Annotated in this window: 30 protein-coding genes; 18 read left to right on the top strand and 12 right to left on the bottom strand. The window is 69.2% G+C overall.

All coding sequences use genetic code 11. From position 1 onward, the window contains the following. A complete protein-coding gene (locus SK854_RS29640; protein WP_319978685.1) occupies window positions 1–933 on the bottom strand; it encodes a carbohydrate kinase family protein in 933 nt (310 codons plus the stop codon). Between the two features lie 157 nt (window positions 934–1090). Between SK854_RS29640 and SK854_RS29645 the strand changes: the two genes are divergently transcribed. Beyond that, window positions 1091–1264: a hypothetical protein gene (locus SK854_RS29645; protein ID WP_170176554.1), complete on the top strand. Its 174-nt coding sequence runs from the start codon at window positions 1091–1093 to the stop codon at window positions 1262–1264. A 123-nt stretch (window positions 1265–1387) separates the two neighbouring features. On the opposite strand, the gene SK854_RS29650 is transcribed toward SK854_RS29645, so the two are convergent. Together SK854_RS29650 and SK854_RS29655 are read right to left on the bottom strand one after the other, a co-directional pair. Beyond that, window positions 1388–1756: a HesB/IscA family protein gene (locus SK854_RS29650; RefSeq protein ID WP_030474606.1), complete on the bottom strand. Its 369-nt coding sequence runs from the start codon at window positions 1754–1756 to the stop codon at window positions 1388–1390. A 184-nt stretch (window positions 1757–1940) separates the two neighbouring features. Then, on the bottom strand, window positions 1941–2975 hold the full coding sequence (locus SK854_RS29655) for a glycerate kinase family protein (RefSeq protein WP_319978403.1): 1035 nt from the start codon (window positions 2973–2975) through the stop codon (window positions 1941–1943). 42 nt (window positions 2976–3017) lie between these two features. On the opposite strand from SK854_RS29655, the gene SK854_RS29660 reads away from it, so the two are divergent. Genes SK854_RS29660 through SK854_RS29670 form a run of 3 tightly spaced genes read left to right on the top strand, consistent with a single transcriptional unit; the run spans window position 3018 to window position 5296 of the window. After that, on the top strand, window positions 3018–3644 hold the full coding sequence (locus SK854_RS29660) for a DUF3043 domain-containing protein (RefSeq protein ID WP_319978404.1): 627 nt from the start codon (window positions 3018–3020) through the stop codon (window positions 3642–3644). Then, the gene (locus SK854_RS29665; RefSeq protein ID WP_319978405.1) at window positions 3645–4277 is read left to right on the top strand and encodes a class I SAM-dependent methyltransferase; all 633 of its coding nucleotides are present in this window, start codon (window positions 3645–3647) and stop codon (window positions 4275–4277) included. A 32-nt stretch (window positions 4278–4309) separates the two neighbouring features. Then, window positions 4310–5296 (top strand): aldo/keto reductase family protein, encoded by a 987-nt coding sequence (locus tag SK854_RS29670; protein WP_319978406.1) that lies wholly within the window; start codon window positions 4310–4312, stop codon window positions 5294–5296. Here SK854_RS29670 and SK854_RS29675 read toward each other — a convergent pair. Beyond that, a complete protein-coding gene (locus SK854_RS29675) occupies window positions 5293–5493 on the bottom strand; it encodes a hypothetical protein (RefSeq protein WP_319978407.1) in 201 nt (66 codons plus the stop codon). The genes SK854_RS29670 and SK854_RS29675 overlap by 4 nt on opposite strands. Window positions 5494–5509: 16 nt before the next feature. Here SK854_RS29675 and cobU point away from each other — a divergent pair, with 16 nt between their 5' ends. The 3 genes from cobU to cobS are packed head-to-tail and all read left to right on the top strand — an operon-like array spanning window position 5510 to window position 7828. Beyond that, window positions 5510–6061, top strand: coding sequence for a bifunctional adenosylcobinamide kinase/adenosylcobinamide-phosphate guanylyltransferase (gene cobU, locus SK854_RS29680; protein WP_319978408.1), 552 nt, complete (start codon window positions 5510–5512; stop codon window positions 6059–6061). Next, window positions 6058–7116 (top strand): nicotinate-nucleotide--dimethylbenzimidazole phosphoribosyltransferase, encoded by a 1059-nt coding sequence (gene cobT / locus SK854_RS29685; protein WP_319978409.1) that lies wholly within the window; start codon window positions 6058–6060, stop codon window positions 7114–7116. Before cobU ends, cobT begins: the two co-directional genes overlap by 4 nt. 10 nt (window positions 7117–7126) lie before the next feature. Further along, window positions 7127–7828 carry an adenosylcobinamide-GDP ribazoletransferase gene (gene cobS, locus SK854_RS29690; RefSeq protein WP_319978410.1) on the top strand — a complete coding sequence of 234 codons (702 nt, stop codon included), beginning with the start codon at window positions 7127–7129 and terminating at the stop codon, window positions 7826–7828. Between the two features lie 9 nt (window positions 7829–7837). Here cobS and SK854_RS29695 read toward each other — a convergent pair whose 3' ends face one another. Further along, on the bottom strand, window positions 7838–8929 hold the full coding sequence (locus tag SK854_RS29695) for a branched-chain amino acid aminotransferase (protein ID WP_319978411.1): 1092 nt from the start codon (window positions 8927–8929) through the stop codon (window positions 7838–7840). Between the two features lie 92 nt (window positions 8930–9021). Between SK854_RS29695 and SK854_RS29700 the strand changes: the two genes are divergently transcribed. Further along, window positions 9022–9300, top strand: a complete 279-nt coding sequence (locus SK854_RS29700; RefSeq protein WP_319978412.1) for a hypothetical protein — start codon at window positions 9022–9024, stop codon at window positions 9298–9300. Here SK854_RS29700 and SK854_RS29705 read toward each other — a convergent pair. Next, on the bottom strand, window positions 9230–10465 hold the full coding sequence (locus SK854_RS29705; protein ID WP_319978413.1) for an APC family permease: 1236 nt from the start codon (window positions 10463–10465) through the stop codon (window positions 9230–9232). The two genes, SK854_RS29700 and SK854_RS29705, sit on opposite strands and share 71 nt — an antisense overlap. A gap of 199 nt (window positions 10466–10664) precedes the next feature. On the opposite strand from SK854_RS29705, the gene SK854_RS29710 reads away from it, so the two are divergent. Then, the gene (locus SK854_RS29710; RefSeq protein WP_319978414.1) at window positions 10665–12137 is read left to right on the top strand and encodes a leucyl aminopeptidase; all 1473 of its coding nucleotides are present in this window, start codon (window positions 10665–10667) and stop codon (window positions 12135–12137) included. Between the two features lie 249 nt (window positions 12138–12386). Here SK854_RS29710 and SK854_RS29715 read toward each other — a convergent pair whose 3' ends face one another. Then, a complete protein-coding gene (locus tag SK854_RS29715) occupies window positions 12387–12755 on the bottom strand; it encodes a VOC family protein (RefSeq protein ID WP_319978415.1) in 369 nt (122 codons plus the stop codon). 62 nt (window positions 12756–12817) lie between these two features. On the opposite strand from SK854_RS29715, the gene SK854_RS29720 reads away from it, so the two are divergent. Both SK854_RS29720 and SK854_RS29725 read left to right on the top strand, forming a co-directional pair. Next, the gene (locus SK854_RS29720; protein WP_319978416.1) at window positions 12818–13276 is read left to right on the top strand and encodes a MarR family winged helix-turn-helix transcriptional regulator; all 459 of its coding nucleotides are present in this window, start codon (window positions 12818–12820) and stop codon (window positions 13274–13276) included. 66 nt (window positions 13277–13342) lie between these two features. After that, window positions 13343–13807, top strand: a complete 465-nt coding sequence (locus tag SK854_RS29725) for an OsmC family protein (RefSeq protein ID WP_319978417.1) — start codon at window positions 13343–13345, stop codon at window positions 13805–13807. Here SK854_RS29725 and SK854_RS29730 read toward each other — a convergent pair. Continuing rightward, complete coding sequence (locus SK854_RS29730) at window positions 13804–14130, bottom strand: oxidoreductase (RefSeq protein ID WP_319978418.1); 327 nt, start codon at window positions 14128–14130, stop codon at window positions 13804–13806. The two genes, SK854_RS29725 and SK854_RS29730, sit on opposite strands and share 4 nt — an antisense overlap. 179 nt (window positions 14131–14309) lie before the next feature. Here SK854_RS29730 and lpdA point away from each other — a divergent pair, with 179 nt between their 5' ends. The 6 genes from lpdA to SK854_RS29760 all read left to right on the top strand — a co-directional run bounded on the left by lpdA (window position 14310) and on the right by SK854_RS29760 (window position 20360). Further along, window positions 14310–15698: a dihydrolipoyl dehydrogenase gene (lpdA, locus tag SK854_RS29735; protein ID WP_319978419.1), complete on the top strand. Its 1389-nt coding sequence runs from the start codon at window positions 14310–14312 to the stop codon at window positions 15696–15698. Between the two features lie 51 nt (window positions 15699–15749). After that, window positions 15750–17501 (top strand): 2-oxoglutarate dehydrogenase, E2 component, dihydrolipoamide succinyltransferase, encoded by a 1752-nt coding sequence (sucB, locus tag SK854_RS29740; protein WP_319978420.1) that lies wholly within the window; start codon window positions 15750–15752, stop codon window positions 17499–17501. Window positions 17502–17659: 158 nt separating this feature from the next. Beyond that, window positions 17660–18550 (top strand): TIGR01777 family oxidoreductase, encoded by an 891-nt coding sequence (locus SK854_RS29745; protein WP_319978421.1) that lies wholly within the window; start codon window positions 17660–17662, stop codon window positions 18548–18550. Further along, on the top strand, window positions 18547–19137 hold the full coding sequence (locus tag SK854_RS29750; RefSeq protein WP_319978422.1) for a phosphatase PAP2 family protein: 591 nt from the start codon (window positions 18547–18549) through the stop codon (window positions 19135–19137). Before SK854_RS29745 ends, SK854_RS29750 begins: the two co-directional genes overlap by 4 nt. After that, window positions 19094–19822: a lipoyl(octanoyl) transferase LipB gene (gene lipB / locus SK854_RS29755; RefSeq protein ID WP_319978423.1), complete on the top strand. Its 729-nt coding sequence runs from the start codon at window positions 19094–19096 to the stop codon at window positions 19820–19822. The genes SK854_RS29750 and lipB overlap by 44 nt, the downstream gene beginning before the upstream one ends. A gap of 43 nt (window positions 19823–19865) precedes the next feature. Continuing rightward, window positions 19866–20360 (top strand): hypothetical protein, encoded by a 495-nt coding sequence (locus SK854_RS29760; protein ID WP_319978424.1) that lies wholly within the window; start codon window positions 19866–19868, stop codon window positions 20358–20360. Window positions 20361–20385: 25 nt separating this feature from the next. On the opposite strand, the gene SK854_RS29765 is transcribed toward SK854_RS29760, so the two are convergent. The 3 genes from SK854_RS29765 to SK854_RS29775 are packed head-to-tail and all read right to left on the bottom strand — an operon-like array spanning window position 20386 to window position 22635. After that, a complete protein-coding gene (locus SK854_RS29765) occupies window positions 20386–21315 on the bottom strand; it encodes an LLM class F420-dependent oxidoreductase (protein ID WP_319978425.1) in 930 nt (309 codons plus the stop codon). A 10-nt stretch (window positions 21316–21325) separates the two neighbouring features. Continuing rightward, the gene (locus SK854_RS29770) at window positions 21326–22336 is read right to left on the bottom strand and encodes a CaiB/BaiF CoA transferase family protein (RefSeq protein ID WP_319978686.1); all 1011 of its coding nucleotides are present in this window, start codon (window positions 22334–22336) and stop codon (window positions 21326–21328) included. Next, entirely contained in the window at window positions 22333–22635 is a 303-nt protein-coding gene (locus SK854_RS29775) for an antibiotic biosynthesis monooxygenase family protein (RefSeq protein ID WP_319978426.1), read from the bottom strand. The genes SK854_RS29770 and SK854_RS29775 overlap by 4 nt, the downstream gene beginning before the upstream one ends. 94 nt (window positions 22636–22729) lie before the next feature. On the opposite strand from SK854_RS29775, the gene SK854_RS29780 reads away from it, so the two are divergent. Next, a complete protein-coding gene (locus tag SK854_RS29780) occupies window positions 22730–23506 on the top strand; it encodes a cyclase family protein (protein WP_319978427.1) in 777 nt (258 codons plus the stop codon). Window positions 23507–23672: 166 nt separating this feature from the next. Here the strand turns inward: SK854_RS29780 and SK854_RS29785 are convergent, their stop codons facing one another. Then, complete coding sequence (locus SK854_RS29785) at window positions 23673–24590, bottom strand: acyltransferase domain-containing protein (RefSeq protein ID WP_319978428.1); 918 nt, start codon at window positions 24588–24590, stop codon at window positions 23673–23675. Between the last annotated feature and the right edge of the window lie 12 nt (window positions 24591–24602).

The raw sequence follows: 24602 nt of genomic DNA on the forward strand, positions 1-24602 counted from the left end.
TCATGGCAGGACGGGAGCGATCTCCTCAGCGGCTTCCGCACCAAACGCGCCACGAATGCGAGCGAGCGCCGACTCGCGCTCGATCACCCACTCCTGCGTGCCCACGGTCTCGAGCACCTCGACGGCGATGAACGAGCCGAGCTGAGCAGCGCGTTCGATGCTCAGGCCCGCGGTGATGCCGGCCAGGAAGCCCGCGCGGAAGCCGTCGCCGACGCCGGTCGGGTCGGTCTTCGCGACCTCGGGAACGGCGGGGACGTGCAGCGCGAAGCCGTCGCGGTCGACGATCTCGACGCCCTTGGCGCCGAGCGTGGTGACGCGCTTGCCGACGCGGGCGAGGACGTCGGCCTCGGTCCAGCCGGTCTTCTGCAGCAGCAGTTCCCACTCGTAGTCGTTGCTGAAGAGGTACTCGGCGCCCTCGATGAACGCGCGCGCCTGCTCGCCGTCCATGCGGGCGAGCTGCTGCGACGGGTCGACGGCGAACCGGTAGCCGCGCTGACGGCACTCCTCGGCGTGCCGGAGCATGGCCGAGGGGTCGTCCGGGCTGATGATGACGAGGTCGAGGTTCGCGACGCGGTTCGCGATCGGTGCGAGCTCGATGTTGCGCGACTCGGCCATCGCACCGGCGTAGAAGGAGGCGATCTGGCACATGTCGTCGTCCGTCGTGCAGACGAACCGCGCGGTGTGCGCGACCTCGGACACGTACACGCCGGACGTGTCGACGCCGTGCCGCTCGAGCCACGAGCGGTAGTCGTCGAAGTCCTTGCCGACGGCGCCCACGAGCACCGGCCGCACCCCGAGCACACCGAGGCCGAACGCGATGTTCGCGCCGATGCCACCACGCCGGACTACGAGGTCGTCGACCAGGAAGCTCAGCGACACACGGTCGAGACGCTCCGCGACCAGCTGGTCCGCGAATCGACCCGGAAAGTGCATCAGATGGTCGGTCGCGATGCTGCCGCACACGGCTAGGGGCACGTCGGCTCCTCTTTTCTTGTTGCGCTACGTGACAACTCACCCGGACGAGTACCGCTGTGAAGACTACTGTTTGGTAGGGCTACCGCAGGTCAGACAGCCGTCATACGGTCAGAAGGTGACGATCCCAGAGGCGACCACGATGAGTGAACTGATCGAGGACTGCGCGCAGCTCCCCTTCGCTCTGACCCACCCCGAGCACCCCCTTCCCGCCCCGCGCGACGCCGCGCCCTGGCAGGTCGACGAGCGGTGCGCCCACCAGGTCGAAGGCCTCGCCGAATACGGCGTCTAGCTTCTGGGCTCTACCTTCTCGCTTCCCAGTCTGTCCGGGTCATACCTGGCAGATTTCCTGGTCCACACGCGGAGAGGCCGCGTTCCCGTCGATGCGGGAACGCGGCCTCTCCGCGTGTTCGCCTTAGTGGAACGAGTCGCCGCAGGCGCAGGACCCGCCGGCGTTCGGGTTGTCGATCGTGAAGCCCTGCTTCTCGATCGTGTCCACGAAGTCGATGACAGCACCTTCGACGTACGGGGCGCTCATGCGGTCGACGGCGACCTTCATGCCGTTGAAGTCGACCATCGCGTCACCGTCGAGCGCACGCTCGTCGAAGAACAGCTGGTAACGAAGGCCGGCGCAACCACCGGGCTGGACGGCGATGCGCAGGTGCATGTCATCGCGGCCCTCCTGATCGAGCAGCGCCTTGGCCTTGACGGCGGCCGCATCGGTCAGCGTCACGCCGTGGCTGGGCGCCTCAGTGGTCGAAGCGGCATCCTGAGCGGTCGTCATGGCTCTCCTAAGAGGTCCTTTGCGGGCGGTTCACCCATCAACAACACGGGCGTTCCCCGCCTTGTTCCACTTCCCATGGTCCCACAACGGCGGGCCCCGTCGCCTCAAGTGTCGACTGTCACGTAGACCACGCTCAAGCCAACCGATATATCAGCTGGCCGCGAGCACGGCCTCACCTCGGCTCTTACCGCGACCACTGCTTTGCCACGTGCTGAGCCGTTGCAACGAGACTTTTGCGGGCGTCCGCAATCGACTTTTGCACAGAGCCGACGTGCTCGGACACCGAGTACGCGGCCTGGACGCCGGCGGCGCCCATCTCGCGGCGGCCGACGCTGACCTGGCCCGCGATGGCGATGCACGGGATGCCTCGTTCGGCGGCGCCTGAGGCGACGGCGGTGATGAGCTTGCCGCGCAGCGACTGCCAGTCGAAGCTGCCTTCGCCGGTGAGGACGACGTCGGCGTCGTCGAGGGCGGCGTCGAGGCCGGTGAGTTCGCGGACGAGGCCCGCGCCGGACGTCACCGTCGCGCCCAGCGAGAGGAGCGCGGCGCCCAGGCCGCCCGCTGCTCCGGCGCCCGGCATGTCGGACACCGGCTTGAGGACGTCCATGGCGGCGAGCTTCGCTTCGAGGCGTTCGACGGATTCCGGGGACGCGCCTTTCTGCGGGCCGAACGTGTGCGCGGCGCCGTACGGGCCGAGGAGCGGGTTCTCCACGTCGGACGCGGCCACCAGCGATATATCAGTGAGGTCGACGCCCGCGGCCTCCACAGCGGCGAGCATGCCGGCGCCGCCGTCGGTCGTGCCGGAGCCGCCGAGGCCGACTGTGATGACATCGTTGTCACGCGCGGCTGCCGCGATGAGCTCGCCGACGCCTCGCGTCGTCGCCGTCTCGCAGGACTGCGGGCGGAGTTCGGCGGGGATGAGGTGGAGCCCGCAGGCTTCGGCGGACTCGATGTAGGCGACGCGTCGACCGTCGGTGTGCACGCTGAGCCAGCGCGCTTCGACCGGTTCGCCTAGCGGGCCCGTGACGCTGATATGTCGAATATCGCCGTTCGTGGCGGCGTGCAGGACGTCGACGAAGCCGGGGCCTCCGTCGGCCAGCGGACGTTGGGTGACGACGTCGTCGGGCTTGGCGTCGTGCCAGCCGGTGGCGATGGCGTCAGCGGCCTCGCGGGCGGTCAGGGTGCCGCCGAAGCAGTCCGGAGCGATGAGTACGCGCACCTCGCGAAAGGTACAGAAGAACCACTGTCCTACCCTGTCGTTGTGAGGTTCCTGCGTCGCAACGCCGCTGATACCGATGCCCCGGCCACCGAGTCGGCCGACGAGGCCACCGACTCCACCCGCTCCGCGGGCAAGGGCAGGCCCACGCCCAAGCGGCGTGAGGCCCAGGGCAGGCGTTCCGGGCCGGTGCCGCCGCCTCCCCGCACGCAGCGCGAGGCGTTCAAGCGCATGCGCGGCAACAAGGTGAGCAAGGAAGACCGCCGTGCCGCGGCCGCCGAGCGTCGCCAGCGCATGATGGCGGGCGACGACAAGTACCTGCTCCCGCGTGACCGCGGTCCGGTGAAGGCGTACATCCGCGACCTCGTCGACTCGCGGCGCAACCTCATGGGCCTGTTCATGCCGCTCGCGGTCCTGGTGTTCGTGGCGTTGCTGACGCCGTCGCTGGCCGTGCAGCGGTACGCGACGCTGGCGACGACGTTCATGCTGATCGCGATGATCATCGAGGGTCTCGTGCTCGGCCGCCTCGTCACGCGCAAGGTGCGGGCGAAGTTCCCGACCGAGCCGATCAAGGGCATTTCGATCGGCTGGTACTCGTTCATCCGCGCGAGCCAGATCCGCAAGCTGCGCGTGCCCAAGCCGCGTGTGAAGCCGGGCGACGCGATCAAGTAAGTGCGCGCGATACCGCTCAAGCTTCAGCTGCCGGAGAAGCTCTGGTGGGACCACAACGCGTGGTACCGCCGGTGGTTGCTCCGGCAGTTGCCGTCTCGGGCCCGATCGGCGCTGGACGTCGGGTGCGGCCACGGTGTCCTGGCGCGGTCGATCCCGGCCGACGAGGTCACGGCCATCGACGCCAGCGCGCGCATGATCGAACTCGCGAGCGCCACGCGCAGCCGGGTGCGGTGGATCCACGGCGACGTGCTCACCCACGACCTCGGGCAGTACGACGTCGTCACGGCCGAGGCGAGCCTGCACCACCTCCCGTTGCGCGAAGGCCTGATGCGGCTCGCCGAGCTGACCAGGCCGGGCGGCACGCTGATCGTCGTCGGGCTCTACCTGACGGCCACACCGGCGGACTGGGCCGTGGAGATGGTGACGCTCCCCGCGAACGCGATCGTTGGTGTCGCCAAAGCCGTCAGCGGAACCGCCGGCAAGCCGCACGACGTCGACATGCCCGTCGTGATGACCGCTCCGACGTTGAACGAGATCCGCGCGGCAGCACGGGAGATCCTGCCCGGCGCACGCGTCCGGAGGCGCCTGTTCTGGCGGTATTCCATGGTGTGGCACGCGCCCGAAGTTCATTAGCAGCACGAACGATTTCGGCTAAGCTCGGATGTATGAAGTTCCGTCGACTCGGCCGCAGCGGCCTGTCCATCAGTGAGATCTCGTACGGCAACTGGCTCACGCACGGTTCCCAGGTCGAGGAGGAGCAGGCCCACGCCTGTGTGAAGGCCGCGCTGGAGTCGGGGATCACGACCTTCGACACCGCCGACGTCTACGCCAACACCGCCGCGGAGTCGGTGCTCGGCCGGGCGCTGCAGGGTCAGCGGCGCGAGTCGCTCGAGATCCTCACCAAGGTCTACTGGCCGACCGGTCCCGGCGGCCCCAACGACCGCGGGCTCGGCCGCAAGCACATCATGGAGTCGGCCAACGCGTCGCTGAAGCGCCTGCAGACCGACTACGTCGACCTGTACCAGGCGCACCGGTTCGACTACAGCGTCCCGCTCGAGGAGACGATGCTGGCGTTCGCCGACCTCGTCCGCCAGGGCAAGGTCCTCTACGTCGGTGTCTCCGAGTGGACCGCCGACCAGATCACCCGCGGTGCCGCGCTGGCCCGTGAGCTGAACGTCCCGTTCGTGTCGCACCAGCCGCAGTACTCGATGTTGTGGCGCGTGATCGAGCCGCAGGTCATCCCGGCGTGCGAGCGCGAGGGCCTGAGCCAGATCGTCTTCTCCCCCGTCGCGCAGGGCATCCTGACGGGCAAGTACCTGCCGGGCGCCGAGGTTCCCGAAGGATCACGCCTGGCCGACGCGCGCGGGTCGCAGATGATCGCGCGCTGGATGCGGGACGACGTGCTCAACGCCGTTCAGCAGCTCAAGCCGATCGCCGAGGAAGCGGGCATCACGCTGGCTCAGCTCGCCGTCGCGTGGGTGCTGAAGAACCCGAACGTCGCGTCCGCGATCATCGGCGCGTCGCGTCCGGAGCAGGTCTTCGAGAACGTCAAGGCCATCGACGTCGAGCTCGGCGACGACGTGCTCACGCAGATCGACAAGGTCCTCGAAGGCGTCATCACCGACGACCCGCGGCTCACCGCCCAGGGCTAACCGGCCGGGTGCAGGCTCATCGGGCCGTACACCTCGGATTCCGAACGCAACAGCGTGACCTGGTCGACCCCGGCGTCGACCAGGTCACGCCACTGCGCGCTGAACCAGTCCTCGGCCTCGGTCTGCTCGGCGAACGTCACATCCGGGCCCGCGACGTCGCGTCCCTGTGCATCCTGGTAGCGCCAGCGGTATTCCACGGACGAAGGCTAACTCTTGTCATCTCGGACGCTCGTGCTCGGCGGAGCGCGGTCAGGCAAGTCAGCGCACGCGGAAGGTCTGCTCACCGAGGCGACCGTGACCTACGTCGCCACCGCGCGCAGATACCCGGACGACCCAGACTGGGACGCACGCATCGCATTGCACGTCGCACGGCGTCCGTCCACCTGGCACACGGTCGAGGCGTCGGCTCCGGCCGATCTGCCTGCCCTGCTCACCGCCACCCAGTACGAGGACCCGCCGATCCTGGTGGACGACCTGTCGACGTGGCTGGTCGGCGTGCTGGACGACGCCGACGCGTGGGAAGGCGCCGAAGACGGACACAGCGGTGACGCGATCGCGAGCAACATCGACGCGATCGTGCGCTCGGTCGCGACCTGCCGGGCGCGACTGGTGCTGGTGACGGCGGAGGTCGGCCTCGGCGTCATTCCGTCGACGCGTTCTGGCAGGCTCTTCCGAGATCACCTCGGTGCGCTCAACGCGCGCGTCGCCGAGGTGTGCGACGAGGTCACCCTGCTCGTCGCCGGAATCCCGTTGAAACTGCGATGAGGAGTGACCAGGTGAGCACCGAGTTCCCGCCGGTCGAACCGCCGGACGAGACCGTTCTGCGCGAGGCCGAGGCCCGGCACGCGGTGCTGACCAAGCCGGTCGGCTCGCTCGGACGGCTCGAGGAGCTGGGCAACTGGATCGCGGCCTGCCAGGGCGTCGTGCCGCCCAAGCCGTTCGTGCGTCCGCGTGTCGTCGTGTTCGCGGGCGACCACGGCATCACCGCTCAGGGCGTGTCGGCGTTCCCGAGCGAGGTGACCGGCCAGATGGTCGCGAACTTCCTGACCGGCGGCGCCGCCGTCAACGTCCTCGCGCAGGTCGCGGGCGCCACGGTGCGCGTGGTCGACATGGCCGTCGACGCGGACACCCCGGCGGCGGTCAGCCAGCACAAGGTGCGCCGCTCGTCCGGGTCGATCGACCGCGAGGACGCGCTCACCCGTGAGCAGTGCGAACTCGCGATCGCGGCCGGCCGTGCGCTGGCCGACGAGGAGGTCGACGCGGGCGCCGACGTGCTCGTCGCGGGCGACATGGGCATCGGCAACACGACGCCCGCCGCTGTCCTGATCGCGTCGCTGACCGGGTCGGAGCCCGTCGCGGTCGTCGGGCGCGGCACCGGCATCGACGACCAGGCGTGGATGCGCAAGACGGCGGCGATCCGGGACGCGCTGCGCCGGGCCCGCCTGGTGATCAGCGACCCGATCGCGTTGCTCGCCACAGCCGGTGGCGCCGACATCGCCGCGATGGCCGGGTTCCTGGCGCAGGCGGCCGTGCGCAAGACGCCGGTCGTGCTCGACGGCGTCGTCGTCGGTGCGGCGGCTGTCGTCGCCGAGGAGTTGGCGCCGGGGGCGCGCGAGTGGTGGGTGGCCGGGCACGAGTCGGCCGAACCCGCGCACGCGATCGCGCTCGGGCACCTCAACCTCAAGCCGCTGCTGCAGTTCGAGATGCGGCTCGGCGAGGGGTCCGGTGCCGTCGCGGCGCTGCCGTTGCTGATCTCGGCGGTGAAGGTGCTCGCGGAGATGGCGACGTTCGAGAGCGCCGGCGTCACCAACAAGGAATGAAGCTCCGCCCTTGAAACTGGCGTTCTCCTGGCTGACGGTCCTGCCGTTGCGCGTCGACGACGTCGACGAGCGAGCGGCAGGACGGGCCATCGCATGGACGCCCGTCGTCGGCGTCGTCATCGGCGCGTTCGTCGTCGGCGTGCTCAAGCTGCTGGCGATATCCAATATATCGGCGCTCGTAGCTGGTTTCTTGGTCGTCGGCGTCGTCGCGCTGTCGACACGCGGTATGCACCTCGACGGGCTGGCCGACGTCGCCGACGGGCTCGGTTGCTACGGACCGCCGGAGCGTGCGCTCAAGGTCATGAAGGACGGCGGTGCGGGGCCGTTCGGCGTCGTGTCGCTGATCGTGGTGCTGGGCGCCCAGGCCGCCGCACTCCCCCACGCTCAGTGGGGTGTCGTGCTGCTCGCGTTCGCGACGAGCCGGGCGGCGTTCGGGATCTGCTGCATGCGCGGTGTGCCCGCCGCACGGTCTGAAGGGCTCGGTGCGCTCGTTGCGGGCACACAGCATCCGTTGATGGTCATCGGCACGTGGGTGGTGCTCGCTGCCGCGGCGATTCCGCTCGGGTGGCGCGCGGTCGTCGCCGTCGTCGTCGCGTTCGCGCTCGTGTGGTTGCTGGTGAAGCACACCGGAAAGCGTTTCGGCGGCATCACCGGTGATGTGCTCGGTGCTGCCGCCGAAATCGCGCTTCTGGCCGTGCTGGTGATCGCCTGACCCAGAGCCCTACGAGTGCAGCACCGTCATCCAGCCGTGGGTGTCGGCGACGTGGCCGTGCTGCAGGCCGGTCAGGCGCTCGCGCAGTTGCTTCGTCACCGAGCCGGTGCCGCCGTCGGCGATGTCGAACTCGCCGCCGGCGTGCTTGACGTGGCCGACCGGCGTGATGACCGCGGCCGTGCCACAGGCGAAGACCTCGGTGAGCTCACCGGAGGCGTTGGCCTTCTCCCACTCGTCGGTCGAGATGCGGCGCTCCTCGACGGTCAGGCCGAGTTCGGAGGCCAGTGCCAGCAGCGAGCTCCGGGTGATGCCGGGCAGCAGCGTGCCGGTCAGCTCCGGCGTGATCACCTTGTCCCCGAAGACGAAGAACAGGTTCATGCCGCCCATCTCCTCGACCCAGCGGCGTTCCACCGCGTCGAGCCAGACGACCTGGTCGCAGCCCTTCTCGGCGGCCTGCGCCTGCGCCACGAGGGACGCGGCGTAGTTGCCGGCGAACTTGGCCGCGCCGGTGCCACCGGGGGCCGCGCGGACGTACTCGGTCGAGAGCCACACGCTCACCGGCCGGACGCCGCTCGCGAAGTAGGAGCCGGCCGGGGAGGCGATCAGCACGTAGAGGTACTCGGACGCGGGTCGCACGCCGAGGCCCTTCTCCGTGGAGATCATGAACGGCCGCAGGTAGAGGGACTCCTCCTCGGCCGAGGGCACCCAGCGGTCGTCGACCGCGAGGATCTGCCGCACGGACTCCAGGAAGAGCTCGTCGGGAAGTTCGGGCATCGCCATGCGGCGGGCCGAGGAGCGGAAGCGCCCGGCGTTGGCCTCAGGGCGGAAGGACGCGATCGAACCGTCGGGCTGCCGGTAGGCCTTGAGCCCTTCGAAGATCGCCTGGCCGTAGTGCAGCACCATTGCCGCGGGGTCCAGTGCGAGGGTGGAGTACGGGCCGACTTCAGCGTCGTGCCAGCCCTTCTCGCGGTTCCAGCGGATCGTCACCATGTGGTCGGTGAAGTGCTGCCCGAAGCCCGGCTTGGCAAGTACCTCCGCTACGCGCTCCGGGGTCGCCGGGTGCGGGTGGGGAGTCCGGGTGAAAGGCAACTCGCTCGTCATGTGAGCACGGTAACCCGCAGGTGGGGATACGGAAAATCCTCTTCCCAAAACTCGGACGTCCTACTAAGTGAACCTCGATAGAGTCCCCGGCCATGACCGAGCCGGAAAGATCTTCGAAGGGTGCGGACGTCCGCACGGTGCTGCAGGCCGCGCTGCTCGTTCTGGGCACCGGCATGACGTTGCTCGACGGATGGGTGATCGGTGGTGTCGGCGGTGTGGTCGGCGCGGTGTTCCTCGCCGTGTTCTTCCTGGCCGGCTACTACGGCATCACCAAGAACGGCCCGTCCAACAACGGCCGCGTCATCGGGCTTGCGGTGTGTGTCGGCGTGACGCTGCTCGTCTTCCTCTCAGTGACGCTGTCAGGCCAATGAGCCCGGTGCCGACGCCCAGTCCCGCGATGGAGATCAGCATCGCGGGTATGGGCATGCTCATGGCTAGCAGCACCGAGAGCCCGAGTCCGAGACAAGCCGTGCGCATGGGCCACGTGCGGTCGTTCTGCAGCAGGACTCGAGCCGACGCGTTCGTGAAGGCGTAGTAGAACAACGTCGCGCACGCCGCCACGCCCAGCGCCGTCCCGAACGGCACGAGCACCAGGACGAGCGTGGAAGCGACGACCACGACGAGCGTCAGCGCACCGGGCTTGAGGCGGGTGGGCAGGTCGCCGTCCTCGGCCAGTCCGGTCAGCGTGCGGTGGGCGGACGCGAGGACGAAGTGCAGCGCGGCCACGCCTGCCACCGCCGCGGCGATCTGCACGAGCGGCACCAGCGCGGCCGAGTCCGCCGCGACAAGTGCGTCACGCAACGGAGCCGGCGACAACGCGAGGCGCGCGCTACCGAGCTGACGGAGCACACCGGCGCCCACGGCGAGACTGACCACGAACGACAGTCCGATGAGGACCGGAATCGCGATCTTCAGCACGGACGGCGAGTGGTGTTTCTCACCGCGATGCGGGGCGGTGACGCGTTCGAAACCGGCGAAGGCCATGAACATCAGGCCGGCGACGCCGACGAGTTCGTTGACGGTGCCCGCCTCCCCCGCCGACGGCACGGGCGCGATCGAGAAGCTCGCCGCGACGACCAGCGCCAGCACGCCGAGGACGACCACGGACACCAGCACGCTGACACCGACGGTGAAGCGGAAGCCGACCGCGCCGAGCAGCGCCGTCGCGACGACGAGGGCGAGCGCGCCGATCAACGGCTGGTCCGGCACCACGTACGCGCCGAACATCGACGCCACCGCGGCCGCCATGGCGAACCGGCCCAGCAGGTGTGCGCTCGCTGTCATCCTTGCGGGCCACACGCCGAGCTGTGCGCGCACGTATCCGTAACCGCCGCCGACATCCGGGTAGGCGCGGGACTGGTCGGCGGTCGAGAAGGCCGAGCAGAGGACGGCGAAGGCGGAGATGGCCAGCGCCGGAAGCAGCCACCAACCCGCAAGACCTGCGGCTGGGGCGAATCCGGCGAAGACCCCCGCACCGAGCACCGCGGGAAGACCGAGCGCGACCGTCGTGACGATCTCGCGAGGCGTGTGGGTCACGGGTACACGTTCTCAGATGCGGCATCCGGCCGTAACCACCCGGTCGACTGATGCGTGAAACGGGCGAATCGCCACTGTGCGCAACTGTCAACGTCACGGATTGCGGCGATCGTGGCGGGGCTGGGCATTAGTGGGACAGTCCGACCTTTAGCATGAGTCACGATTCCGAGCCCCGCCCGCAACAACCCTGGAGCAGCACGTGACAGCCCCGAAGCTGGCCCTCACCGAGGGTGACCTGAGCACCACCGCCGCGGACGCAGTCGTCGTGGGCACCCTGCAGGGTGCGGACGGTCTGGAGCTCGCACCCGGTGCCGAAGCTGTCGCCGCCGCGTTCGACGGCGCGCTGCTCGACGTGCTCGGCACCCTGCGCGCGTCCGGCAAGGCCGACGAGCTGGTGAAGGTGCCGACGTTCGGCAAGATCGCCGCCCCGCTCGTGCTGGCCGTCGGCCTCGGCAAGTCCGCGGGCGAGGAGCAGGTGCGTCGTGCGTCCGGTGTCGCCGCCCGCGCGCTGGGCGGCAAGAAGCGCGCGATCAACACGCTCGCCGCCCTGCACGTCGGTGCGGCGGCCGAGGGCACGCTGCTCGGCGCCTACTCGTTCACCGAGTACAAGTCCGACAAGGGCGAGGGCCCGGTCGTGAAGGTCGACCTGCACGCCGCCGGTTCCAAGGAGAACAAGGCCGCGCTGAAGGCCGCCGTCGCGATCGCCGAGTCCGTCGCCATCGCGCGTGACTTCATCAACACGCCGCCGAACGACCTCTACCCCGCCTCGTTCGCCGCCCGCGCGGAGAAGCTCGCCACCGCGGCCGGTCTCGACGTCGAGATCCTCGACGAGAAGGCGCTGAAGAAGCAGGGCTTCGGCGGCATCCTGGGCGTCGGCGTCGGTTCGACGCGCCAGCCGCGCCTCGTGCGCATCTCGTACAAGGGCACGAAGGCCGTCAAGAAGGTCGCGCTCGTCGGCAAGGGCATCACGTTCGACACCGGCGGCATCTCCATCAAGCCGGCCGCGGGCATGGACGAGATGACCTCGGACATGTCGGGCGCCGCCGCGATCGTCGCCACGATGGTGCTCGCCGCGAAGCTCAAGTACCCGCTGGAGATCATCGCGTCGATCCCGATGGCGGAGAACATGCCGTCCGGTGACGCCTACCGCCCCGGCGACGTGCTGACCATGTACGGCGGCAAGACCGTCGAGGTCCTCAACACCGACGCCGAGGGCCGTCTGATCCTGTCCGACGCCATCGTGCGCGCGTGCGAGGACAACCCCGACTACCTGATCGAGACCGCGACGCTGACCGGTGCGCAGGTCGTCGCCCTCGGCAAGCGCACCTCGGGCGTCATGGGCTCCGACGAGTTCCGCGACCGCGTCGCCGCCATCGGCACCGCCGTCGGCGAGTCGGCGTGGGCGATGCCGCTGCCCGAGGAGCTGCGCGCGGACCTCGACTCGCGCCTGGCGGACCTCGCGAACGTCACCGGGCACCGCTGGGGCGGCATGCTCGCCGCCGGGCTGTTCCTGCGCGAGTTCGTGGCCGAGGGCGTGCAGTGGGCGCACATCGACATCGCGGGTCCGGCATTCCACACGGGCGGCCCGTACGGCTACACCTCGAAGGGCGGCACCGGTGTTCCGGTGCGGACCATCGCGGCTGTTCTGGCGGACATCGCGGCCAACGGCTGAGCAATTCTTCCTGCGCACGGGCGGAGCTCCTTCGGGGGCTCCGCCCGTTGCGTTGCAACTGATATATCGGCTACTCCACCGTCGCTGACCAGCATCTTTGCAACGAGTCTTTTGACTTCGCCCGCAAACGTGCCGTTGCAAGGGCGCTCCGGGGAAGGGTCGCTGCGGGGTGGCCGAAAAGGGCCGCGCGAGCATTCGCGATGACGGCTGCTATTTCAGCGAGAGGCGCGAACTAGGCGCGCGAACATTTCAGGCGCGGTCGTGGAGAGTGATCTGGTAGCCGTCGGGGTCGGCGAAGGTGAACGTCCGGCCGAAGGGGCCGTCGATCGGCGCGGAGACGATGGTGTGCCCGTCGGCGGCGAGAGCGTCGTGGACGGCCTGGACGTCGGTCGCGTGGAACCAGATCGCGGCGCCGATGCCGGGCTGGGTGACGGAGGCGAGATCGGTGCCGGGGACGACGTCGCGGAGTGCGAACGCGATCGGCTTCGTCTCGAAGACGACGGCGTGCGGCGGTCCGGCCGGCGAGCGGACGAGGCCGAGGTACCGCTCGTAGAAAGCCCGCGAGGCGTCGAGGTCGCGTGCCTGGAGTGAGATGAAGTCGGGGCCGGTGGCGGCCATGGGATGCTCCTTGTCTTCGTGTCAGTATTCTGACACGGGCCAATCTATGTCAGAATACTGACATGAGTCAAGACGGTGCCGGCGTCGACCTGGAGACGTCACTGGGCTACCTGCTGAAAGAGGCGTCGAGCGTGCTCCGCGCGGCCATGGAGGAGGTGCTGCGGCCGCTCGGGATGAGCGTGACGCACTACTCCTGCCTCGAACTGCTGGCGCAGCGGCCGGGGTTGTCGAACTCGGAGCTCGCACGGGGCGCGTTCGTGACGCGGCAGTCGATGAACGTGCTGCTCCAGGCCCTGGAGCGGGACGGCTACGTGACCAGGCCCGCGGCGGCACCCGTCGGGAAGGTCCTTCCCACGCGGCTCACGCCCCGCGGACAGCAGAGCCTCGAGAAGGCGTCCGCGGCGGTGCGGTCCGTCGAGGTCAGGATGCTGGCAGACCTGACCGAGGCCGAGCAGGCGGGCGCGTTCCGGGTGCTGCGGGGCATGATCCGTTCCCTGCGCGACGGTGGCGACGGCGCGTAGCCGGTTCACGGAGATGGCGGTCGCTCAGGGCTGTGCTCCAGGCCCCGGCGAGAGGAGTATTTCCACATGGGGACGCATCACTACGAGGCCGACGTCGTCTGGACCGGGAACACCGGGAGCGGCACTTCCGGGTACAAGTCCTACGAGCGCGCGCACGAGGTTCGGGTCGAGGGCAAGGAGACGATCCTCGGGTCGTCCGATCCGGCGTTCCGGGGTGACCGCGGCCGGTACAACCCCGAGGAGTTGCTCGTCGCGTCGCTCTCGCAGTGCCACATGCTCTGGTACCTGCACCTCGCGTCGACCAACGGTGTCGTCGTGACCGAATACCGCGACCACGCCACCGGCGTCATGGCCGAACATTCGGACGGGTCCGGGCGGTTCACCCAGGTGGTGCTCAACCCCGTCGTGACCGTCGCCGATCCCGCGACCAAGGAGACGGCACAGGCGTTGCACGAGAAAGCGCATTCGATGTGCTTCATCGCGGCGAGCGTCAATTTTCCCGTTCGGCACGAGCCGATCGTGAGGATTTAGAGTTCGCCGGAAGCCTTTTTGCGCGCGGTGTAGTCGCGCATGCGCTTCGGGTAACCCACGATGCCCGCGTCGTAGATCGGCATGCCGAGTTTGCGTGCGAACGACCGCGCGGCGTCCGGCGAGGCGACTCGGCGGCGCGTCCACTCGCCGTCGTGAGCGACCAGGACCACAGTGGTCTCGGTCACCGTCGTCTTCGGCTCCACATAGGCCTCGACGCCGTGACGGCTCTTCGTCCACTGTTCGAGATGGCTCGTGTCCTGGTTCGAAGCGGTCCGCAGCACACCTGCGCGCGGCTTCCTGCGAAAACGATCGAACAGCCCCATCGAGCACCTCCAGCGCTTCCCTCCACCATGGTGCCAGGTAAGGGTGTTATGAGTAGGTGAATGATCAGAGCCGGGCGTGGTGTCCTATGCCGGATCACCGCGCTCCGGCAACTAGTGACAAGATGGCCGCGTACCTCGCGCGCACCCGCGCGTAGTAAGTAATCCCGAGGAGATCCGAAGTGACTTCGCCGGAACTGGAGTCGGCCACCAACGCCGATCTCGTCATCCTCGGCGGTGGTTCAGGTGGCTACGCCTGCGCGTTCCGCGCGGCCGAGCTCGGCCTGTCCGTCGTCCTGGTCGAGAAGGACAAGCTGGGTGGCACCTGCCTGCATCGCGGTTGCATCCCGACCAAGGCGCTGCTGCACGCGGCCGAGGTGGCGGACAACGCCCGCGAAGGCGACCAGTTCGGTGTGAAGAGCTCGCTCGAGGGCATCGACATCGCCGGTGTCAACTCGTACAAGGACGGCGTGGTCTCGCGGCTCTACAAGGGTCTGCAGGGTCTCGCGAAGGCCAACAAGGTCACCTTCGTCGAGGGCGCGGGCACGTTCGTCGGCCCGAACACCGTCGAGGTGAACGGCCGGCGCTACGTCGGCAAGAACGTGGTCCTCGCGACCGGTTCGTACGCCCGGAGCCTGCCCGGTCTGGAGATCGGCGGCCGGGTCGTCACCAGCGACCAGGCGCTCAACCTGGACTTCATCCCGGAGAAGGTCGTCGTTCTGGGCGGCGGCGTCATCGGCGTGGAGTTCGCGAGCGTGTGGCGTTCGTTCGGCGCCGACGTCACCATCGTCGAGGCTCTGCCCCGCCTGGTGCCGGCCGAGGACGAGTACGCGTCCAAGCAGCTGGAGCGCGCGTTCCGCAAGCGCGGCATCAAGTTCAAGACCGGCGTGAAGTTCACCGGCGCCACCCAGTCCGACTCGGGTGTGTCGATCACGCTGGAGAACGGCGACGTCCTCGACGCCGACCTGCTGCTCGTCGCGGTCGGCCGCGGCCCGAACAGCGCGGGTCACGGCTACGAGGAGGCCGGGATCACGATCGACCGCGGCTTCGTCATCACCGACGAGCGCCTGCGCACGAACCTGCCGAACGTCTACGCCGTCGGCGACATCGTCCCCGGCCTGCAGCTCGCGCACCGCGGGTTCCAGCAGGGCATCTTCGTGGCCGAGGAGATCGCCGGTCAGAACCCGAAGGTGATCGACGAGGCGGGCATCCCGCGCGTCACCTACTGCAAGCCCGAGGTCGCCTCCGTCGGCCTCAGCGAGGCCGCGGCCAAGGAGAAGTACGGCTCGGCCGAGGTCTTCATCTACGACCTCGCGGGCAACGGCAAGAGCCAGATCCTCAAGACGGCCGGTGGCGTGAAGCTCGTCAAGGCCCCCGACGGCCCCGTCGTCGGCGTGACGATGGTCGGCGAACGCGTCGGCGAGCTCATCGGTGAAGCACAGCTGATCTACAGCTGGGAGGCTTACCCGGAGGACGTGGCTCCGCTGATCCACGCCCACCCGACCCAGACTGAAGCCCTCGGCGAGGCGTTCCTCGCCCTGGCCGGCAAGCCGCTGCACGTGCACGGCTGACCGTTCCCCACACAAAGTCAGCCACACGAGAGCACGAGGAGTCAGCGAACAATGGCCTTCTCCGTCCAGATGCCCGCACTCGGTGAGAGCGTCACCGAGGGCACGGTCACCCGGTGGTTGAAGCAGGAAGGCGACCGGGTGGAGGTGGACGAGCCGTTGCTCGAGGTCTCCACCGACAAGGTCGACACCGAGATCCCGTCCCCGGCGGCCGGTGTCCTGCAGAAGATCGTCGCGCAGGAGGACGACACCGTCGAGGTCGGCGGTGAGCTCGCGGTCATCGGTGACGGCGACGCCGCCCCCGCCGCCGAGCCCGCCCCCGCGCAGGAAGCTCCCCAGCAGTCGACGCCGTCGGCGCCGCCCGCCGAGGAAGCCGCTCCCGAGCCCGCCCCCGCCGCCGAGGCTCCGGCCGCGCCGTCCGGTGGTCCGGCCGAGGGCACCGACGTCACGATGCCCGCGCTCGGCGAGTCCGTCACCGAGGGCACCGTCACCCGCTGGCTGAAGCAGGTCGGCGACAGCGTCGAGGTCGACGAGCCGCTGCTCGAGGTCTCGACCGACAAGGTCGACACCGAGATCCCGTCGCCGGTCGCGGGCACGCTGCTCGAGATCAGCGCCGGTGAGGACGAGACCGTCGAGGTCGGCGGCAAGCTCGCCGTCATCGGTTCGGGCAGCCCGGCCCAGGCCTCGTCCCAGCCGGCTCCCGCTCAGGAGAGCAAGCCCGAGCCGAAGCAGGAGGCGCCCGCCCCCGCTCCGAAGCAGGAGGCTCCGGCCCCGCAGCAGGCACCGGCCGCTCCGGCGCCTGCCCAGCAGGCCGCGCCGAAGCAGGAGGCTCCGGCCGCGTCTTCTTCCGACGACGCGAACGGCACGCCGTACGTCACTCCGCTCGTGCGCAAGCTCGCGTCGGAGAACGGCATCGACCTGGGCTCGCTCAAGGGCACCGGCGTCGGTGGCCGCATCCGCAAGCAGGACGTGCTCGCCGCCGTCGAGGCCAAGAAGGCCCCGGCTCCTGCTCCCGCCGCCGCTGCTCCGGCTGCCGCTCCCGCCTCGCGCACCTCGGCTCCGGCCGCGGCCGACAACTCGGGCAAGCGCGGCACCGTGCAGAAGCTCCCGCGACTGCGTCAGATCGTCGCGCAGCGCACGCGTGAGTCGCTGCAGATGTCGGCCCAGCTCACCCAGGTGTTCGAGGTCGACGTGACCAAGATCGCCCGGCTGCGCAACCAGGCCAAGAAGGCGTTCGAGGCTCGTGAGGGCGCGAAGCTCACGTTCCTGCCGTTCTTCGCCAAGGCCGCCATCGAGGCCCTCAAGGCCCACCCGGTGCTCAACGCGTCGATCGACGAGGAGCGCAAGGAGGTCACCTACCACGGTGCCGAGCACCTCGGTCTGGCGATCGACACGGAGCGCGGCCTGCTCAACGCCGTGATCCACAACGCCGGTGACCTGAACCTGTCGGGCATCGCCCACAAGATCGGTGACCTGGCGGCGCGTGCCCGCTCGAACAAGCTCACGCCCGACGAGCTCGCCGGCGGCACGTTCTCGCTGACCAACCTCGGCAGCAACGGCGCGCTCTTCGACACCCCGATCATCCAGCAGCCGCAGGTCGGCATCCTGGGCGTCGGCGTGGTCAAGAAGCGCCCGGTCGTCCTGACCGACGAGGACGGCAACGACACCATCGCGATCCGCTCGATGATGTACCTCGCGCTCACCTACGACCACCGCCTGGTCGACGGTGCCGACGCGGGCCGCTTCCTCACGACGGTCAAGAACCGTCTCGAGGAAGGCGCGTTCGAGGCCGACCTCGGTCTCTGACCCGCGTTACCAGCACTGATATCCGATATATCGGATATCGACTGAATAGTGTGACCTGAAGGCCATCCCGGTTTGCCGGGGTGGCCTTCGGCACATCCTGGGTCCGGTATGCGAAGTACGGCTGTGCACGTGATGCGTCAGTGGGGAACGATCTAGGTATGCGCGTAGTCATCGCGGGATCGTCGGGATTGATCGGCACGAGCCTGGTGGCGTCCATGCGCGCCGCCGGTCACGAGGTGCTGCGCCTGGTGCGCCGCAAAGCCGCCGCGCCCGACGAACGCGGGTGGGACCCGTACGCCGGGCGCATCGACGACGGGACGTTCGACGGCGTCGACGCCGTCATCAACCTGTGCGGCGCGGGCATCGGCGACAAGCGGTGGGACGACGCGCGCAAGCAGGTCCTGCACGACAGCCGGATCGTGCCGGCCGAGGTGCTGTCGGCGGCGGTCGTCGAGCACGGCGTACCGACGCTGGTGAGCTCGTCGGGCGCCCACTTCTACGGCGACACCGGATCGCGCCTCGCGGACGAGGACGCGCCGGGCGGCCACACCTACATGTCGCGGCTGACCCAGGACTGGGAAGCGGCGACGTCCGCGGCGCAGGAAGGCGGCGTGCGTGTCGTACTAATGCGCACCGCTGTCGTCATCTCTCCGTCCGGTGGCGTGTTCGGCCGGTTGAGGCCGGTCTTCCAGTTCTTCCTGGGCGGCAAGCTCGGGTCCGGGGAGCAGTACTTCCCGTGGGTGTCGCTGGACGACGTCGTGTCGGCCTACCGGTTCGTCGTCGAGCACGACGACGTCCGCGGGCCGGTCAACGTCGCCGGTCCGACGCCGGTCACGAACGCCGAGTTCACCAAGGCGGTCGGCACCGCGCTGCACCGGCCGACGCCGTGGACCGTGCCGGCGTTCGCGCTGAAGACGTTGCTCGGCGGTGAGATGGCCGAGGAACTGCTGCTCAGCGGTCCCGGCCTGACACCGAAGGTGCTGGAGAGCCGCGGCTTCCACTTCCTGCACCCGGCACTGCCGGCGGCGCTGAACGCGGCGGTCGCGTGACCCGAGTCGTCGCGGCACTTCTGCTGATCTCGTGGATCCTCCTGGGGCTCCCCGAGATGACGGGGCTCGACGTGTGGGTGCACGACGAGTTGCCCCGGCCGGAGTGGCTGCGGGACACGGCGTTCGGGGTGGGCCTGGTGCTCGGGCCGACGATCGGGTGGGCGTTCGCGGCTGTGTTGTTCGTGCTCGCCTGGAAGCGGCGCGATCCGCGGCTGTGGAAGGCGTTGGCTCTGCACGCGCTGTGCTGCGCGACCCTGCTGACGAGGTTCCTGTTCGACCGCGTCCGGCCCATCGAATATCACCTGCCCAGCTATCCGAGCGGACACACGGTGGCGATCGCGTCCACGGCGTTCACACTGGTCGTGCTCCTGCGCCGGACCACCTGGAACGTGGCGCTGTGGGCCGTGCTCGCGGTGCTGGTGGGTGGCTTCGCCAGGGTCGTGCTGGAGATGCACTGGGTCACCGACGTCATCGGCGCCGTGCTGGGTGTGACGGGCGTTGGACTCGTGGCAGCACTCGCTCTGGGGTTGGTAACGTCGGGTCGTGAACTCGTGCCGCACCTCGTCAGACCCCGTCGTGATCCGTGAGCTGGGGCTCATCGACTACATGACGGCGTGGGACCTCCAGAAGGAGATCGCGGAGGCACGCGCGGCCAGTACCGGCCCGGACACCCTTCTGCTGCTCGAGCACCCGCCCGTCTACACCTGCGGCAGGCGCACCCTCGACGAGGAACGCCCCCGCGGCGGCAGCACCCCGGTCATCGACGTCGACCGCGGCGGCAAGATCACCTGGCACGGCCCCGGCCAGCTGGTCGGCTACCCGATCCTCAAGCTGGTCGAGCCGATGGACGTCGTGGAATACGTGCGGCGCATCGAACAGGGCCTGATCGACGTGTGCGATCAGCTCGGCGTGCACACCGGCCGGATCGAGGGCCGCAGCGGCGTGTGGCTGCCCGCCGACGACCGGGGCCCGGAGCGCAAGGTCGCCGCCATCGGCATCCGCGTGCAGCGCGGCGTGACCATGCACGGCTTCGAGATCAACTGCAACGCCGACCTCGGCGCGTTCGGCGACATCATCCCGTGCGGCATCAAGGACGCGGGCGTCGCTTCTCTCTCGCACGAACTGGGCCGCGACGTCACCGTCGCCGAGGTGCTGCCGCTCGCCCGTGACGCTGTGCTCGCGGCGCTCGACGGCACGCTCCCCCTGACGGACCGCACTTTGACCCGCACTGGCCCCGTCGCTCCGGGTATCACCTTCGCTAGCATTCCGTAGCCCTGCGGCGGGGAAGTCGCGGGATCGCGGAGGAGGATGCGTCGTGAGCTTGTCCCGACGCCAGTTTTTCACGGCTGCCGGATTGACGGCGCTGGCAGGTGGAATCAGTTCGAACGGGTCGGTGGCGGCGGCCGCACCCGTGCGGACGTGGAGCGGTGAGATCCAGGTCAGCGACTGGGAGCAGTACTACCTCGGGCTCGACGGCGGAGCGCACCAGAAGGCGCTCAGCGCGTTGAACATCGGATATCGCGACGGCGTGCGCGCCGACGAGCAGTACCTGATGGTGCCGGTCGAGTCCGTGCGACGGGCGGCGCTGGAGTTCGGTGACCACGCGGCCGCCGATGTGTTGCGCGACCGCTTCGGTCTGGACTCGCCGTCGATGCTCGGACGTGGGCTCAAGCTGGTGTTCGGGCAGGACGGGCTGGAGCGCCGCTACCTCGACGAACCCGCGTTGCAGCTGCGATATATCGGATATCGGCGGCGGTTCGCGGACCACGTCCTGCCCTTGCCGTCAGCGGTGCGCAAAGCGCTCGCCTGATATCCGATGTCCGGAATCCGATATATCAGAGTTGGGGCGCGACGTCCGACGCGATGTCGGTGATGTGGTCGAGGTCGGCGAGGTCCAGCGTCTGCAGGTACACGCGCTGTACACCGGTCGCGTCCCGCCACGCGCCGATGCGGTCGACCACCTCGGCCGGGGTGCCGGCCAGGCCGTTCTGCTTGAGCTCGTCGACCTCGCGGCCGATCGCGGCGGCACGGCGGGCGACGTCGGCGTCGGTCCGGCCGACGCACGCGACGAGGGCGACCGAGCGGATGATCTCCTTCGGGTCGCGGCCGGTCTCCTCGCAGGCGGTGTCGACGCGGGCGAACTGCTCGACCGCGGCGTCGATGCCGACGAACGGCAGGTTGAACTCGGTGGCGTAGGACGCGGCCAGGGCGGGCGTGCGCTTGGCGCCCATGCCGCCGATCAGCAGCGGGACGCGCTCCTGCGCGGGCTTCGGCAGCGCGGGCGAGTCGGTCAGCGTGTAGTGCTTGCCCTCGAACGAGAAGGTGCCGCCGAGCGGGGTCTCCCACAGCCCGGTGATGATCGCGACCTGCTCCTCGTAGCGCTCGAACCGCTCCCCCAGAGACGGGAACGGAAGCCCGTACGCGGTGTGCTCGGCCTCGTACCAGCCGGCGCCGATGCCGAACTCCACGCGGCCACCGGACATCTGGTCGACCTGGGCGACGCTGATGGCGAGCGGTCCGGGGTGGCGGAACGTCGCGGCGGTCATCAGCGTGCCCAGGCGGATCGTCGACGTGTCGCGGGCGAGGCCCGCGAAGGTGATCCACGGGTCGGTCGGGCCGGGCAGGCCGTCGGCCGAGCCCATCCTGAGGTAGTGGTCGGAGCGGAAGAAGGCGCCGTACCCGGCGTCCTCGGCCGTCCTGGCCACCCGGAGCAGGTCGTCGTAGCTCGCGCCCTGCTGGGGTTCGGTGAAGATTCGCAGTTCCACGAACGCGAATCTAGTCCCCGAAAAACTCCGCGGAGAACCGTGGTGCGGGCACAGCCGCCCCGTCCGCGGTGAACACTCCGCGTGCCACCAGGTGCGGATGCGCGGCCGCCTCCTCCAGGGTCAGCACCGGCGTCACGCAGGCGTCGGAGGACGCGAACACCTCCGACCACTCGTCGCGGGTCCTGGTCAGGAACGCCTCGGCGAACGTCTTGCGCAGCAACGGCCAGGAGTCGCGGTCCATCTGCTCGGGCAGGTCGGCGGCGTGCAGTCCCAGACCGGCCAGCAGCAACGCGTAGAACTGCGGTTCCAGCGACCCCACCGCGACAGAACGGCCGTCCGCGCACTCGTAGATCGAGTAGAACGGGCACCCGCCGTCGAGCAGGTTCGAGTCCGGCGAGTCCTCCCACACCGACTGCGACTTCATCGACCAGATCATCTGCGCCAGCGACGCCACCCCGTCCACGATCGCCGCGTCGACGACCTGGCCGAGGCCGGTGCGCTGCCGTTCCCACAACGCCGCCAGCACGCCCAGCACCAGGTACAGCGAGCCGCCGCCGAAGTCACCGACCAGGTTCAACGGTGGCTTGCCGATGGCGTGCAGCACGCCGGTGACCGACAGGTAGTTGATGTCGTGGCCGGCGCGCTGGGCCAGTGGACCGTCCTGACCCCACCCGGTCATCCGCGCGTAGATCAGCCCGGGATTGACCGCCAGGCAGTCGGAAGGCCCGAGACCGAGCCGTTCCAGCACGCCGGGGCGGAAGCCCTCGATCACCACGTCGGCCACCGAGATGAGCGACAGCACCGACGCGCGGCCGTCCGCGGACTTCAGGTCCGCCGACACCGAACGCCTGCCGCGCAACAGGAAGTCGCGGGAGGCGTCCGGCACCACGGACAGGCCGCCGGACGGACGCTCGACGCGCACCACCTCCGCGCCGAGGTCCGCCAGCAGCATCGCGCCGTGCGGGCCGGGACCGATGCCGCCGAACTCGACGACCTTCAGCCCGTCGAGCGGACCCATCAGGCTTCTGCGGGGGCTTCGAAGGACAGGCGTGGGTTGAAGATCGCGCCCGAGGACTCCGCCAGGCCGCGCATCGCCTTGGCGTGGTTGCCGAAGTCCGGGTGGGCCAGGGCCGCGCGCAGGGCGTCGGCGCTCTCCCACAACGCGATGTTGATGTAGGACGCCGGGTCGTCGAGCTGACGCGACAGCGTGTAGCGGATGAGGCCCGGCTGTGCGCGCAGGAAGGCGGCCGTCTCGTCGAAGGCCTTCTCGAACTCCTCCGGGTCACCGGTGAGCGTGAAGCGGTTGAGGAAGGTGATCATGAGGTGGCTCCTCCAGAAACGGTGTCAGGCTAGGCAGAACCATGCCCACCGCGTCTTGAGACGTGCTCAAGGAACGCCCGCCAAGCTCGACCTCATGCGCATCATCGATCTGTCTTCCCACATTGACGCATCCGCGTACGAAGCGGACCCGGTGACGCACGAGGTGCTCACGGCCGCCCAGGGTGCCGAACACATGGCCGAGCAGCTCAAGGCGCGACTCGGCATCGAGTTCGACGTCTCCGTGCTGCGGGACTCCGAGTTCCTCACGCTGGACCGGATCAGCCTGACCTCCCACACCGGCACGCACGTGGACGCGCCAAGCCACTACGGCTCGAAAACCACGTACGGCAACGGAATCCCGCGCCACATCGACGAGATGCCGCTGGAGTGGTTCCACAACCCCGGCGTGAAGCTCGACGTCCGCGGCCACGGCACCGGCGTCATCGGGGTCGAGGTGCTGGAGAAGGAGTTCGCCCGCATCGGCTACACGCCGAAGCCGATGGACATCGTCATCCTCGACACCGGCGCCGCCGAGCACGCGGGCACCCAGACCTACTTCACCGACTACACCGGACTCGACGGCCCCGCCACGAACTTCCTGCTGGACCTGGGAGTCAAGGTGATCGCCACCGACGCGTTCAGCCTCGACGCGCCGTTCCCGGACATCGTCAAGCGCTACCTGGCGACCAAGGACCAGAGCGTGCTGTGGCCCGCGCACTTCGCCGGCCGCGACCGCGAGTACTGCCAGATCGAGCGTCTCGCGAACCTGGAGGCGTTGCCGGACTTCGGGTTCACCGTCGTCGCGTTCCCCGTCAAGATCAAGGGCGCCGGCGCGGGTTGGACGAGGGCCGTCGCGCTGCTCGACGACTGAACCTGACGACCGGCTCTCAAGTGAGAGCTGAATCACCGTACCTACCTTGGCAGGTATGGACAACAGTGAATGGCCACCAGAGAACGAAGACCACATCGTCCGCGGAATCGACTAGCGACCGCCAAAGGGCCGCCCTCTCCTGGAGGGCGGCCCTTTTATATCGCGGTCACACCAAACGAGCGCGAGCCGTGTCCACGGTGTCCGCCGCGTCCAGCAACGGCAGCACCTGCGAGGCGCCGGAACGCACGGCCTTCGTCCGGCGCGCGAACGACGTCAGGGTCTGTCCGGGACCGGCTTCCACCAGCAGAACGTCGTACATCGCCACGAGCTCGTTGAGCGCCGGTCCGAAGTAGACGGCGTCGGTCAGCTGACGTGTCCAGAACCGCGCGGACAGCGCGTCTTCAGGAGTCATCAACTTGCCCGTGTACCCGGAGTACAACGGCATCTGCGGCGCACGGGGCGAAGCGCTCCACGAAGCCAGGGCCTCGTCCACGGCGGGCTGCATCGCCGGGCTGTGGAACGGCGTCGACGCCGGCACGGTCACGACGATGTACTCGTCGGCTTCCAGCCGCGCCCGCACACGGGCCAGCGGCTCGTCGGACCCGGCCAGCATCGTCTGCCGGGCCGAGTTCACGGCCGCGATCGCCACGTCGCCTTCCAGGTGCGGCAGCAGATCCGCTTCCGAAGCGGCGACGGCCAGCATGCCGCCGGAAGGGATCGGCACGGCGGACAACACCCGGTCCCGCACCAGGGACACGGCTTCTTCCAGGGTGAACACCCCGGCCAGCGTCGCCGCGACGACCTCGCCCGCGGAGTGCCCGATCAACGCCACGGGCTTGACGCCCCACGACAGAACGGTGCGCCCCAGCGCGTAGTCGACGGCGAACAGCAACGGCTGCGCCCGCGACACGTGATCGACGTCCGCCCCGGAAAGCCAGTCCTCGCAAGCAAGAGAGCCGACCTCGCCGAACAGCTCGAACACCTCGTCGATCACCGAGGTGAACACGGCATCCGTGCCGTACAGGGACGCCGCCATCCGCGGGTACTGCGATCCCTGGCCCGGAAACATCAGTGCTACGTCCACAACACGCCTCCA

The organism is Lentzea sokolovensis, assembly GCF_033949975.1.
In the GTDB taxonomy this organism is placed as follows: domain Bacteria; phylum Actinomycetota; class Actinomycetes; order Mycobacteriales; family Pseudonocardiaceae; genus Lentzea; species Lentzea sokolovensis.

What these genes read in the sequence shown, in the direction of transcription:
- SK854_RS29640 (WP_319978685.1), bottom strand. Translation starts at nt 933, where the DNA reads ATGCACTTTCCGGGTCGATTCGCGGACCAGCTGGTCGCGGAGCGTCTC.
- SK854_RS29650 (WP_030474606.1), bottom strand. Translation starts at nt 1,756, where the DNA reads ATGACGACCGCTCAGGATGCCGCTTCGACCACTGAGGCGCCCAGCCAC.
- SK854_RS29670 (WP_319978406.1), top strand. Translation starts at nt 4,310, where the DNA reads ATGAAGTTCCGTCGACTCGGCCGCAGCGGCCTGTCCATCAGTGAGATC.
- cobT (WP_319978409.1), top strand. Translation starts at nt 6,058, where the DNA reads ATGAGGAGTGACCAGGTGAGCACCGAGTTCCCGCCGGTCGAACCGCCG.
- SK854_RS29695 (WP_319978411.1), bottom strand. Translation starts at nt 8,929, where the DNA reads ATGACGAGCGAGTTGCCTTTCACCCGGACTCCCCACCCGCACCCGGCG.
- SK854_RS29700 (WP_319978412.1), top strand. Translation starts at nt 9,022, where the DNA reads ATGACCGAGCCGGAAAGATCTTCGAAGGGTGCGGACGTCCGCACGGTG.
- SK854_RS29715 (WP_319978415.1), bottom strand. Translation starts at nt 12,755, where the DNA reads ATGGCCGCCACCGGCCCCGACTTCATCTCACTCCAGGCACGCGACCTC.
- SK854_RS29720 (WP_319978416.1), top strand. Translation starts at nt 12,818, where the DNA reads ATGAGTCAAGACGGTGCCGGCGTCGACCTGGAGACGTCACTGGGCTAC.
- SK854_RS29725 (WP_319978417.1), top strand. Translation starts at nt 13,343, where the DNA reads ATGGGGACGCATCACTACGAGGCCGACGTCGTCTGGACCGGGAACACC.
- SK854_RS29730 (WP_319978418.1), bottom strand. Translation starts at nt 14,130, where the DNA reads ATGGGGCTGTTCGATCGTTTTCGCAGGAAGCCGCGCGCAGGTGTGCTG.
- sucB (WP_319978420.1), top strand. Translation starts at nt 15,750, where the DNA reads ATGGCCTTCTCCGTCCAGATGCCCGCACTCGGTGAGAGCGTCACCGAG.
- SK854_RS29745 (WP_319978421.1), top strand. Translation starts at nt 17,660, where the DNA reads ATGCGCGTAGTCATCGCGGGATCGTCGGGATTGATCGGCACGAGCCTG.
- SK854_RS29775 (WP_319978426.1), bottom strand. Translation starts at nt 22,635, where the DNA reads ATGATCACCTTCCTCAACCGCTTCACGCTCACCGGTGACCCGGAGGAG.
- SK854_RS29780 (WP_319978427.1), top strand. Translation starts at nt 22,730, where the DNA reads ATGCGCATCATCGATCTGTCTTCCCACATTGACGCATCCGCGTACGAA.